This window comes from Anaerostipes sp. Marseille-Q3525 (assembly GCF_018223505.1).
GTDB classification, from domain to species: Bacteria; Bacillota; Clostridia; order Lachnospirales; family Lachnospiraceae; genus Anaerostipes; species Anaerostipes amylophilus.
In genome coordinates, this window is the sequence record NZ_JAGTTT010000041.1 from 1 (window position 1) to 11585 (window position 11585).

An 11585-nucleotide genomic window follows, 5' to 3' on the forward strand; every position below is an offset into this window, starting at 1 on the left:
GAATATGGAAAAGAAAGATAATAAAAAAACACAAGAAGTAAAGAATAATAAAAAAAATTCAAAGAATAAAAACAATGATGGGGATAAAAAGATTTTAAGAAAAGAAAATCCACAGAATTCTCAGAAGTTTGGAAAAAATAACAAAAAGAATAAGAAATTTAACAATAAAAATCAGAATCAAGATCATAAGAAAAAGAAAAAAACATCAGGTCCTGGAGCATTTATTAAACCAGAACCAGTAAAGAAACCGGAAATAGATCCAAATGCACCAGTAAAAATTCCACCAGTATTAACACTGAAAGAACTTGCAGATGCATTATCTATCCCTGCAAATGATATTATTAAGAAATTACTGATCAGCGGAGCTGGAATGTTGAATGTGAATTCTGAACTTGATTTTGAAAAAGCAGAAGAGATCGCAATGGAATTTGATCGTCTGGTAGAGATGGAAGAACAGGTTGATGTCATTGAAGAACTGTTAAAAGAAGAAGAGGAAGACGAAGCAGATATGATCGTAAGGCCACCAGTTGTCTGCGTTATGGGACACGTCGACCATGGTAAAACTTCTTTACTTGATAAGATACGTTCTACTCATGTAACAACAGGAGAAGCTGGTGGTATTACACAGCATATCGGTGCGTACGTTGTAGAAACAGCCAATGGTAAGATCACATTCTTAGATACACCAGGACATGAGGCATTTACATCTATGCGTATGAGAGGTGCTCAGTCTACAGATATCGCGATCTTAGTTGTTGCGGCAGATGATGGTGTTATGCCACAGACGATTGAAGCAATCAACCATGCAAAAGCAGCTGGAATTGAAATTATCGTTGCAATCAATAAGATTGATAAAGAAAGTGCTAACATTGAAAGAGTAAAACAGGAATTGATCGAATATGAATTAGTGCCAGAAGACTGGGGTGGAAGCACAATCTTTTGCCCTGTATCTGCACATACTGGAGAAGGAATCACTGAATTATTAGATATGGTTTCTTTGACAGCAGAAGTTTTGGAATTAAAAGCAAATCCAAATCGTAAAGCGAGAGGTATCGTCTTAGAAGCACAGCTTGATAAAGGACGCGGACCAGTTGCAACTGTTTTAGTACAGAAAGGTACTCTTCATGTAGGAGATGCTGTAGCAATTGGAAGTGCACATGGTAAAGTTCGAGCTATGATCAATGATAAAGGAAAACGTATCAAAGATGCAGGACCATCTACACCAGTTGAAATCTTAGGATTAAGTGAAGTACCAAATGCCGGTGAAGTTATGATGGTGATGGATAGCGAAAAAGAAGCAAGATCAGTAGCAGAGAAATTCATTGCTTATGGTCGTGAAAAGATGTTATCTGAGACAAAACAGCAGTTATCATTAGATGACTTATTTAATCAGATTCAGGCAGGTAGTGTCAAAGAATTAAATATCATTGTAAAAGCCGATGTACAGGGATCTGTAGAGGCTGTAAAACAGAGTCTTGTGAAACTTTCTAATGATGAAGTTGCAGTTAAAGTTATCCATGGTGGTGTAGGTGCTATCACAGAATCTGATGTAAACTTAGCAGCAGCATCAAATGCGATCATCATTGGATTTAATGTACGTCCAGAACCAGCAGCTAAAGATGCAGCAACAACAGAGAAAGTAGATCTTCGTTTATATCGTGTTATTTATAATGCAATTGAAGATATCGAAGCAGCTATGAAGGGTATGTTGGACCCAGAATTTGAGGAGAAAGTTACAGGACACGCAGAAGTACGACAGATCTTCAAAGCTTCTGGAGTTGGAACAATTGCAGGTTCTTATGTATTAGATGGAACAATCCAGCGTGATAGTTCTGCACGTATCATTCGTGATGGTATCGTTGTTCATGAAGGAAAGCTTGCATCTATTCAACGTGGTAAGGATGCAGTGAAAGAGGTTCGTACAGGATTTGAATGCGGTCTTGTTATGGAAAACTTTAACGACATCAAAGAAGGAGACCAGATTGAATCATTTATCATGGAAGAGGTTCCAAGATAATTTCCTGAAGGGAGTAGCAATATGAGAAAGAACAGCATTAAAAATACAAGAATCAATGGTGAAGTTCAGAGAGAATTAAGCCGTATCATCAGCAGAGAGATCAAAGATCCAAGAATTGCGCCAATGACATCTGTCGTTGATGCAGTTGTAACATCAGATCTTAAGCAGTGTAAAGCCTATATCAGTGTTCTTGGAAATAACGAAGAAAAAGAAGAAACAATGAAAGGTTTAAATAGTGCCGTAGGATATATCCGTCGTGAACTTGCACACTCTATCAATTTAAGAAATACTCCAGAGATCACATTTATTTTAGATGATTCCATTGAATATGGAGTGAATATGTCAAAGAAGATTGATGAATTAAATCATGGGAGTGAACATGAAACACTTTAATGAACAAGTTTTAAAGGCTGATAAGATTGCCATTACAGGACACATCCACCCGGATGGTGACTGTATTGGCAGCTGCCTTGCACTAAAGCAATATATTTTAGATAACTATTCTGGAAAGAAAGTTGATGTTTATTTAGAACCGATCAGCACAGAATTTTATTTTTTAAGTCATGCAGATGAGATCATCACAGAGTCAAATGATGAAGAAGTCTATGATTTGTTTTTTGTCCTGGATTGTGGGGCAGAAGATCGTTATGAACCGTTTGCAACAATGGTGAATCATGCAAAGACACTGATTGGAATTGATCATCATATCAGTAATGATGGATTTGGGGATTTTTGCAAGATTGATCCACAGGCAAGTGCGACTTGTGAAGTTTTATGTCAGATTTTTGAGGAAGATAAAATTTCCAAAGAATGTGCACAGTGTCTGTATACAGGAATTGTACACGATACAGGAGTATTTAAACATTCTAATACAACGCGTAAAACAATGGAATATGCAGGAATGTTACTTGAAAAAGGTGTTTCAAGTACAAAGATCATTGATGAGACTTTTTATCAGAAAACATTTGTACAAAATCAGCTGTTAGGGAAAGCCCTGTTAAAAAGTGAGCTTTATGAAAAAGGACAGATCATTTTTTCTTATCTGTCAGAAGAAGATTTTAAAGATCTTCAGGCATCAACTTCTGACAGTGATGGAATTATTGATCAGCTTCGTATTACGAAAGGCGTAGAAGCTGCAGTTTTTCTATATCCGATTAAAGATGGTTACAAAGTAAGTATGCGCTCGAATGAGACTGTAAACGTTTCAGAAATAGCCAAATCACATGGTGGCGGAGGACATATCCGCGCTGCGGGATGTTCTGTGAAAGGAAACTTACAGGATGTTAAGAATATGATCATAAATGATATCACAAAACAGTTATAAGACAGAGGTTTTTATGTACAACGGATTATTAAATATATACAAAGAGAAAGATTTTACATCTCATGATGTCGTTGCAAAGCTTCGAGGAATTCTGCGACAGAAAAAGATCGGTCATGCAGGGACGCTTGATCCAAATGCAGAAGGTGTATTGCCTGTCTGCCTTGGAAAGGGGACAAAATTATGTGATATGTTAACAGGTACAAAGAAACAGTATCAGGTGAGCTTTGTATTTGAAAAAGAGACGGATACAGAAGATATCTGGGGAACTGTTACAAATACCTATGAGCCGTTAGATACAGAAGCTCCAATTAAAGATACGATATTATCTTTTGTTGGAGAATATGATCAGATACCACCAATGTATTCTGCAAAAAAGATTAATGGAAAGAAGCTGTATGAACTTGCCAGAGAAGGAAAAGTTATTGAGCGAAAGCCAGAACGAATTAAAATTTATGATATCACAAATATTGAGATTTCCTATCCGGAAGTAACAATGATAGTTACTTGTAGCAAAGGTACATACATTCGAAGTCTTTGCAGGGATATTGGCCGTAAGCTTCACAATGGTGCGTGCATGACAAAGTTAGTACGCACAAAATCCAGTGGATTTCAGATTAAGAATTCACATACACTGTCTCAGATTGAAGAGGCAGTGAAAGATGGAACAATCGAACAGTTGATTGTTCCAATCGAGAAAGTTTTTTTACAATACCAGAAAGGAACTGTAAAAAAAGAATATAATAAGATTTTATTTAATGGAAACCCCTTGAAAAAGGATGCTTTCTTCGAAACAGATATTGATACAACAAAGAAACTTCGTATATACGATGCAGATGAACATTTTATCGGAATATATTACTGGAAAAATAATATGTTTTTCCCAGATAAGATTTTTTATGACAACAACCAGTGAGAGGAAGCCATGGAATACATTCATAATACAGAACAATTTCAATTTCATAATACAGTGGTAGCCCTTGGAAAATTTGACGGAATGCATAAAGGTCATCAGCTGATTTTTGATGAACTGATCAAATATAAAGAAATGGGATATCAGGCGGCCGTTTTTTCTTTTGACCGTCCACCGCTTAATATGTTAAAACACAAACATATGAACGTGATCTATACAACGAATGAGAAAACAAAACTTCTAGCTAAGAGAGGAATTGATATCTATATTGAACATCCATTTACGGATGAATTTTCACATCTTTCACCAGAAGATTTTGTTATTAAAGTTCTTCTTGAAAAAACAGGAATGAAAGTTTTGGTTGTTGGAGACGATTGCGGATTTGGATATAAAAGACAGGGAAATGTTGAATTACTAGAACGAATGTCCAAAGAATATGACTTTAAACTGATCGTTATTCCAAAATTAGAACTAGAAGGCGAGATCGTATCAAGCACAAGAGTCCGCCGTTTGCTGTCAGAAGGAAGGATTGAGGAAGCTAATCGTTTGATGGAGGATCCATTTATGATCTGTGGACCGGTTGTTCATGGAAATCATATGGGAGCAGAAGTGCTTCAGATGCCAACAGCAAATCAAATACCGGCAGAAGATAAATTATTGCCGCCAAAAGGAGTTTATGTTTCAAGAATCCGTTATAAAGATGAAATTCATTATGGAATCAGTAATGTTGGTGTGAAACCGACGATTGAAGGAAAGAAACATATGGGAGTTGAAACTTATATTTTTGATTTCAATAAGAATATCTATAATAAGGAAATAGAAGTTGATTTATTATATTTCAAAAGACCAGAAATGAAATTTGATTCTCTGGAATCTTTAAGTTTGCAGATGCATGAAGATGCAGAATTTGCAAAAGCATATGCAAAAGAGCATTTTGGTTATAAATACTAAATTGAATAAAAAAATATACAATTTTCCTTTTAAATAGTACTCGTTTGTAGTATAATATTACTAACAAGGAATAACTTGAATATTTTACCCTTTGGGGAAGGGAGCGATTCATATGAGTACTAACACAATTATTACAATCGAACGACAATATGGAAGCGGAGGACATCTGATCGGAGAGAAGCTCTCTAAGGATCTGGGAATTCCTTTCTATGACAGTGAATTGATTAAGGTTGCAGCAAAAGAAAGTGGAATCTGTGAAGAAATTTTTGAAAGTTTTGATGAAAAACCAACCACAAGTTTCTTGTATTCTTTAGTAATGGATCCATATTCATTAGGATATAACTCTAATTCTTTTGATTTACCACTGAATCATAAAGTATTTTTGGCTGCATTTGATACGATTAAGGAATTAGCGAAAAAAGGACCTTGCGTATTTGTTGGAAGATGTGCAGATTATGCACTGGAAGATTTTGATAACTGTTTAAGTGTTTATGTTCATGCACCGTTTGAAGATCGTATTAAACGGATTGAGACAGAATATGGAATTGTGAAAGAGAAGAGCAAAGAAGTGCTCATGAAGAAAGATAAGCAGCGTTCTAGTTATTATAATTACTACAGTTCTAATAAGTGGGGAGATGCGAAATCTTATGATTTGTGCTTAAACAGTAGCTATCTTGGAATTGATGGAAGTGTTGAGATGATCAAGAAAGTGATTGATATGAAGGAATCACAAGAATAAATTGAACAATTTAGTAATTACGGAGACTGTATTTGATATACAGTCTCTTTTTGTTAGAAATTTCCTGTCGTAAAATAAAAGATACTATATAGTTTTTGATAAATATGTGTTAAAATAAAAAGCGTTATGAAAAACTGTATAAAGGAGAGATGTATGAAGAAATTTTTAGAAGAATTTAAAGCATTTGCACTTCGTGGCAATGTCATGGATATGGCAGTCGGTGTATTGATCGGTGGTGCATTTTCAGGAATTGTTACATCACTTACTGATAACTTTATTCAGCCGATCATCAAACTGGTCATGACAGGAAAGGTTTATACATTAGAGGAAATCTCCGGATATGCTTCTGCATTTGGATCTTCTGTTGTGAACTTTTTGATCATGGCATTTATTTTATTCTGTCTATTAAAAGCAATGAATAAGATCATGTCGCTTGGTGCAAAGCCTGAGGAACCAGAAGCATCAACAACAAAAATCTGTCCATTTTGTATGAGTGAGATTGATATTCGTGCGACAAGATGTCCTCATTGTACATCCGTGCAGCCAGAAGAAGATAAAAGCTAGAAAAGAGTAAAATAATGAAGATAACGATCATACATGGGCAAAGTCATAAAGGTTCTACATATCATATTTCAAAGATTTTGGCAGATAAACTAGATGGGATGAAGCTGATCTTGCTTATTGGAGAGAAAAGGGCTGGGATAAAGATCAACGACCATGGAACTAACAGCGAAGGAGAGTGACCTTAAATGAATTTAAAGAAACTAACAGTATCTGCAATGCTTGTAGCAGTAGCAGTCATTTTATCATCATTTTCAATACCGATCGGAGCAAGCCGTTGCTTTCCGATTCAACATATGGTGAATGTGATTGCGGCGGTTTTCTTAGGTCCTGTTTACGGAGTATCAATGGCATTTTGTACAGCACTGATCCGAAACTTTCTTGGAACGGGAAGTTTACTTGCATTTCCTGGAAGTATGGTAGGTGCATTTATAAGTGCGATGGTTTTTAAATATACAAAATCAAGAATTGGTGCTTATATTGGAGAAGTGTTTGGAACAGGAATCTTAGGTGGTATGTTATGCTATCCGATCGCATCTATGATGATGGGGCAAAAGGCAGCATTATTTACATTTGTGGGACCATTTCTTGCAAGTACACTTTGTGGAACGATTATTGCAGCAATTATTATTACGGCATTGTATAGATCCAAGGCAGTACGTTTGATTGAGGAATACATAGGATAATTTAATATTTAAAGAATAAAAAGAATCCCTTAAAATTTAAAATAAGGGATTCTTTTTGACGTTTTGGAACATTCACGATCCTTAGGAAAGATAAATCATTAATCCTCTTAGCTATTTGGATTCATAGTTTTTAACTGATTGATAAGTTCGATATCTTCAGCATTTAGTTTAATATTAGAACAGTAATTCTTTCCTTCTGGGGAAGTTACAGATAGTTCAATGACGGCTCCTTCTCTAAGCGCCTGTTCACGCGTAACCGCATTTAAAAAGTTTTTAAACTTTGGATGATCTCTGTCAAATCGTTTCAGAGAGTTTTTCATCTGTTGAAACTTTAACATCTGGTTAAAATTCATTGCCATGAGGATAAATCCTCCTTTCTTTATCAAGTTCAAATATATTATAGAAATCATAACAAAAATGAAATAAAACGTCAAATATAAAAAATATATGTATTGACGAATCAGTATAAAATATGTAAAATGTTTCATTGTTACCAAGAAATAATAAAGAAATAATAAAGAAATAAGGAGGAGTTTTCGATTGAATTTTTACCAACAGTTACAATTAAGTTCGATTGGGTCAAAACAATGGATCAAAAGTACTGATGATCTCAAAGAAAAGAGAAACCGTATTTTAATATATAATTTTAAAGTATATTTAGTAGTTGCATTTTGTTTTGCAGTTGTGACACTTTACAGTATGATCTTTGGATCACAAAACAGTGTTGTAGGTGTTCTTGTATTATTAGTATTAATGATCTTACGACAGGTTGATTTTGGAATTGATACAAAGCATAGTATTGCAGTGATCTTTATGATCTTTGGTATTCTTGCAGCAGGACCAAGACTTGCAAATACTGTAAGTGCTGGATGGACTTTTTTGATTCATTTTGTCTGTATTATGGCAATCCTGATATTAAGCTGCCATAATGTGATCATGTCCAATCAATCCACATTTATTTTAGGATATTTACTATTATATGGATATGATGTGACAGGACATGATTATACATTAAGAATTTATGGATTGTTAGCAGGAGCGGTGATCTGTTCTTTAGTATTTTATAAAAACCATCGAAACAGAACATTTCGAAGAGGATTTCTTCATTTATTTAAAGAATTTCATCTATTTTCTACAAGAAGTAATTGGTATTTAAGATTATCCATTGGAATTTCAACAGCAATGCTGATCGGAGAATTAGCAAATATGCCGAGAGTGATGTGGATTGGTATTGCAACGATGTCTGTATTGTTACCATTTTCGAAAGACATGAAATACCGCGTGCAAAGAAGAGGACCATTTAACATCCTTGGATGTATGATCTTTCTTTTATTACATATGATTCTTCCAGACAGTATTTTTAAATGGATCGGTCTGATCGGTGGAGTTGGAGTCGGTTATTCTGCTGGATATGCATGGCAAACCGTATTTAATACATTTGGAGCATTATACATTGCGGAAAGTATGTTTGGACTTAAGACTGCCATTATTTTAAGAATTGTAGCAAATGTATTTGGTTCTTTATATGCATATGGTTTTGATAAAATTTTCCGAGGAGTTAGTACAGCTGTAAGAAACCTGATGGAAGATGATACAATGGTTGGAAATCAAGTTTAATTAATTGACGGTCGGTATTTGCACCAGAATGCGATCACGCCAAGTATCATAAAGAAATAAGAGATATAGAGAGAGTCGTGTACAATTTGATTTACATGGCTTTCTTTTTTTGCTACATGCACACCTTTTTGATTTTGATTTGCTATCAATTATATTACATGATAATATATAATATTAGAAAAGAAAATAGGGGAAAACTATAAAATAGAATAAAATAAAAAGGAGTGCAAAAATATGTGTACAGCTGCAACATATCAGACAAAAGATTTTTATTTTGGAAGAACACTGGATTATGAATTTTCTTATGGAGATGAGATTGTGATCACTCCAAGAAAATATCAGTTTGATTTTAGACACAGAGAATCTTTACAAAGCCATTATGCAATGATCGGAATGGCACATGTCGTTGGAAATGATCCATTATACTATGATGCATTTAACGAAAAAGGATTAGCAATGGCAGGTCTTAATTTTGTTGGAAATGCTTCTTATTATGATGTAGAAGAAGGAAAAGAAAATATTGCCCAGTTTGAGTTTATTCCATGGATTCTTGGAACTTGTGCAACTCTTGATGAGGCAAAAAAAGCCTTAAGTGAGATGAATCTTACAAATACGCCATATAGCGAACAGTTTCCAGTAGCACAGCTTCACTGGATCATTGCTGATAAAACAGGAGCGATCACAGTAGAGGCAATGGAAGATGGAATGCATGTTTATGAGAATAAAGTGGGAGTTCTTACTAATAATCCTCCATTTAATATTCAGATGTTTTTATTAAACCAATATATGGGATTATCACCAAAACAGCCAGAGAACTTATTTGCAAAAGATATTGAGCTGAATGCATATAGTCGTGGAATGGGTGCAATCGGTCTTCCAGGGGATCTGTCATCATCTTCTCGTTTTGCGAAAGTCGCATTTACCAAATTACATTCTGTATCTGGTAATTCCGAAGCAGAAAGTGTCAGTCAGTTTTTCCATATCCTTGGTTCTGTAGATCAACAAAGAGGATGTTGTGATGTGAATGGTAAATATGAGATTACATTGTATACATCTTGCTGTAATGCACAAAAAGGAATTTACTATTACACAACATATGATAATCACCAGATCAGTGCAGTCGATATGACAAAAGAAGATTTAGATAGTACTGAATTAATAAAATATGAAGTAATCCAAGGTGAACATATTTTTATGCAGAATTAAAGGATAAAAGTAATGATCAGAATAGCAACAAAAGAAGATGCAAAAGCATTACTTGATATTTACAAATATTATGTGGAACAAACAACAATCACATTTGAATACGAAACACCAAGTGTAGAGGAATTTGAAAGAAGAATCGAAAACACATTAAAGAAATATCCATATCTGGTAGAAGAAGAGGATGGGAAAATTTACGGATATACATATGCAGGACCATTTAAAGAAAGGGCTGCATATGACTGGTCTGTGGAAACAACGATCTATGTTGATAAAGATGCCAGAGGAAAAGGAATCGGGAAAAAGCTATATAAAGCATTAGAAAAGATTCTTGGTATGCAAAATATCATCAATGTAGATGCATGCATTACTTATCCAGAACAAGAAGACGAATATGTAACAAAAAACAGTGCACAATACCACACACATTTAGGATATCATATGGTGGGGAGATTTTATAAAAGCGGATACAAATTCGGCAGATGGTACGATATGGTCTGGATGGAGAAATATATCGGGAAACATGAACAGCCACCGAAAGAAATAATACCATTTTCAAAATTAAGAGAGAAGGAGATACAACTATGAGCTTATTGATCAAAGATACAACAAAAGAAGAAAGAGAAGAAATCGTTGCAAAATCTATTGGAAATATTTCAGGAGCTTGCGATGGATGTAGTGTTGGAATCATTGAAATGTATCAGGATTATATTGATGGAAAGAAAGAATTAAGACAGATCAACATGGAATTTCATGCAGGATATATATCAGAAGGAAGAAGATAAATATAGAAGAAGGGAAGTATGATAAAATGGAAAGTCGTATTGCAATTATTGGAATCATCGTAGAAGATATTAATGCTTCAACAACTGTAAATGAAATTTTACATGATTATGGAACGTATATTTTAGGACGAATGGGGATACCATATCATGAGAAAGGGGTTAATATCATAAGTATCGCGATTGATGCCCCTCAGGATATCATTAATACTTTAGCTGGAAAGCTTGGAAAAGTTGAAGGGATCAGTGCCAAAACAACATATTCAAAGATATAGGATATATGATTTTAGATTAATTTAAAAAGATGAAAAAAGTAGTTGACATACTGTATACAGCTATGGTAAGATAATCAACGTCGCTGAAAGAGCGGCGGAAAAATATAACATCAGATTCCATTTTTGACTCTGAAAAGAATGAAAAAACTTCTTGACATAAGTGATCAGATATGATAATCTATAAAAGTTGCTGACGGAGAACGATCAGAACAATAGAGATCAAATCTAAAAGAAAAGTTAAAAAGTTCTTGACAGACAAGATCAGAAATGATATGATATAAAAGTTGTTGCAGAACGAAAGAGTTCAGAACAACAAAATAAATCAAAAAAGTTCTTGACAAACAAAAAGAACTGTGATAAAATAATAAAGCTTCTTATATACAAGAAGCAGATCAAAAAGATCTTTGACAACTGAACAATAAGACAACCTTGAAAATTCTAATGAATTTTTCAGATGATTTTAGTAAAAATCAACGAACGTTCTTTATAAGAACAGTAATAACAAGGATAAAGAAGCTAG

General features: G+C 34.4%; 15 protein-coding genes. 14 read left to right on the top strand and 1 reads right to left on the bottom strand.

Annotated elements, in window-relative coordinates:
- From infB to thiW, 9 genes are all read left to right on the top strand, one after another.
- On the top strand, positions 1–2017 hold a 2017-nt coding region (gene infB, locus KE503_RS13200), incomplete at its 5' end, for a translation initiation factor IF-2 (RefSeq protein WP_212385487.1).
- A 21-nt stretch (positions 2018–2038) separates the two neighbouring features.
- Positions 2039–2410, top strand: coding sequence for a 30S ribosome-binding factor RbfA (gene rbfA, locus KE503_RS13205; RefSeq protein ID WP_022374298.1), 372 nt, complete (start codon positions 2039–2041; stop codon positions 2408–2410).
- Positions 2397–3341, top strand: a complete 945-nt coding sequence (locus KE503_RS13210; protein WP_212385489.1) for a DHH family phosphoesterase — start codon at positions 2397–2399, stop codon at positions 3339–3341. Before rbfA ends, KE503_RS13210 begins: the two co-directional genes overlap by 14 nt.
- 13 nt (positions 3342–3354) lie before the next feature.
- The gene (truB, locus tag KE503_RS13215) at positions 3355–4254 is read left to right on the top strand and encodes a tRNA pseudouridine(55) synthase TruB (protein WP_055197214.1); all 900 of its coding nucleotides are present in this window, start codon (positions 3355–3357) and stop codon (positions 4252–4254) included.
- Between the two features lie 9 nt (positions 4255–4263).
- Positions 4264–5202 (top strand): bifunctional riboflavin kinase/FAD synthetase, encoded by a 939-nt coding sequence (locus KE503_RS13220; protein WP_022374295.1) that lies wholly within the window; start codon positions 4264–4266, stop codon positions 5200–5202.
- A gap of 112 nt (positions 5203–5314) precedes the next feature.
- Entirely contained in the window at positions 5315–5941 is a 627-nt protein-coding gene (locus KE503_RS13225; protein WP_022374294.1) for a cytidylate kinase-like family protein, read from the top strand.
- Positions 5942–6094: 153 nt separating this feature from the next.
- Positions 6095–6505, top strand: a complete 411-nt coding sequence (gene mscL, locus KE503_RS13230; RefSeq protein ID WP_022374293.1) for a large conductance mechanosensitive channel protein MscL — start codon at positions 6095–6097, stop codon at positions 6503–6505.
- 14 nt (positions 6506–6519) lie between these two features.
- Positions 6520–6684 carry a hypothetical protein gene (locus tag KE503_RS14905; protein ID WP_330622027.1) on the top strand — a complete coding sequence of 55 codons (165 nt, stop codon included), beginning with the start codon at positions 6520–6522 and terminating at the stop codon, positions 6682–6684.
- A 6-nt stretch (positions 6685–6690) separates the two neighbouring features.
- Positions 6691–7188 carry an energy coupling factor transporter S component ThiW gene (gene thiW / locus KE503_RS13240; protein ID WP_212385491.1) on the top strand — a complete coding sequence of 166 codons (498 nt, stop codon included), beginning with the start codon at positions 6691–6693 and terminating at the stop codon, positions 7186–7188.
- A gap of 107 nt (positions 7189–7295) precedes the next feature.
- Here thiW and KE503_RS13245 read toward each other — a convergent pair whose 3' ends face one another.
- Positions 7296–7547: a hypothetical protein gene (locus KE503_RS13245; protein ID WP_055197180.1), complete on the bottom strand. Its 252-nt coding sequence runs from the start codon at positions 7545–7547 to the stop codon at positions 7296–7298.
- A 181-nt stretch (positions 7548–7728) separates the two neighbouring features.
- Here KE503_RS13245 and KE503_RS13250 point away from each other — a divergent pair, with 181 nt between their 5' ends.
- From KE503_RS13250 to KE503_RS13270, 5 genes are all read left to right on the top strand, one after another.
- A complete protein-coding gene (locus KE503_RS13250) occupies positions 7729–8805 on the top strand; it encodes an FUSC family protein (protein ID WP_212385492.1) in 1077 nt (358 codons plus the stop codon).
- A gap of 234 nt (positions 8806–9039) precedes the next feature.
- Complete coding sequence (gene bsh / locus KE503_RS13255; RefSeq protein WP_212385494.1) at positions 9040–10011, top strand: choloylglycine hydrolase; 972 nt, start codon at positions 9040–9042, stop codon at positions 10009–10011.
- 12 nt (positions 10012–10023) lie between these two features.
- On the top strand, positions 10024–10596 hold the full coding sequence (locus KE503_RS13260) for a GNAT family N-acetyltransferase (RefSeq protein ID WP_022374287.1): 573 nt from the start codon (positions 10024–10026) through the stop codon (positions 10594–10596).
- Positions 10593–10793: a hypothetical protein gene (locus tag KE503_RS13265; RefSeq protein WP_022374286.1), complete on the top strand. Its 201-nt coding sequence runs from the start codon at positions 10593–10595 to the stop codon at positions 10791–10793. Before KE503_RS13260 ends, KE503_RS13265 begins: the two co-directional genes overlap by 4 nt.
- Positions 10794–10819: 26 nt before the next feature.
- Positions 10820–11065, top strand: coding sequence for a TM1266 family iron-only hydrogenase system putative regulator (locus KE503_RS13270; RefSeq protein ID WP_022374285.1), 246 nt, complete (start codon positions 10820–10822; stop codon positions 11063–11065).
- The last annotated feature ends 520 nt before the right edge of the window (positions 11066–11585 follow it).

Coding starts and splice junctions, on each gene's coding strand:
- thiW (WP_212385491.1), top strand. CDS start 6,691: ATGAATTTAAAGAAACTAACAGTATCTGCAATGCTTGTAGCAGTAGCA.
- truB (WP_055197214.1), top strand. CDS start 3,355: ATGTACAACGGATTATTAAATATATACAAAGAGAAAGATTTTACATCT.
- mscL (WP_022374293.1), top strand. CDS start 6,095: ATGAAGAAATTTTTAGAAGAATTTAAAGCATTTGCACTTCGTGGCAAT.
- KE503_RS13210 (WP_212385489.1), top strand. CDS start 2,397: ATGAAACACTTTAATGAACAAGTTTTAAAGGCTGATAAGATTGCCATT.
- KE503_RS13260 (WP_022374287.1), top strand. CDS start 10,024: ATGATCAGAATAGCAACAAAAGAAGATGCAAAAGCATTACTTGATATT.
- rbfA (WP_022374298.1), top strand. CDS start 2,039: ATGAGAAAGAACAGCATTAAAAATACAAGAATCAATGGTGAAGTTCAG.
- KE503_RS13270 (WP_022374285.1), top strand. CDS start 10,820: ATGGAAAGTCGTATTGCAATTATTGGAATCATCGTAGAAGATATTAAT.
- KE503_RS13245 (WP_055197180.1), bottom strand. CDS start 7,547: ATGGCAATGAATTTTAACCAGATGTTAAAGTTTCAACAGATGAAAAAC.
- KE503_RS13225 (WP_022374294.1), top strand. CDS start 5,315: ATGAGTACTAACACAATTATTACAATCGAACGACAATATGGAAGCGGA.
- KE503_RS13220 (WP_022374295.1), top strand. CDS start 4,264: ATGGAATACATTCATAATACAGAACAATTTCAATTTCATAATACAGTG.
- bsh (WP_212385494.1), top strand. CDS start 9,040: ATGTGTACAGCTGCAACATATCAGACAAAAGATTTTTATTTTGGAAGA.
- KE503_RS14905 (WP_330622027.1), top strand. CDS start 6,520: ATGAAGATAACGATCATACATGGGCAAAGTCATAAAGGTTCTACATAT.
- KE503_RS13265 (WP_022374286.1), top strand. CDS start 10,593: ATGAGCTTATTGATCAAAGATACAACAAAAGAAGAAAGAGAAGAAATC.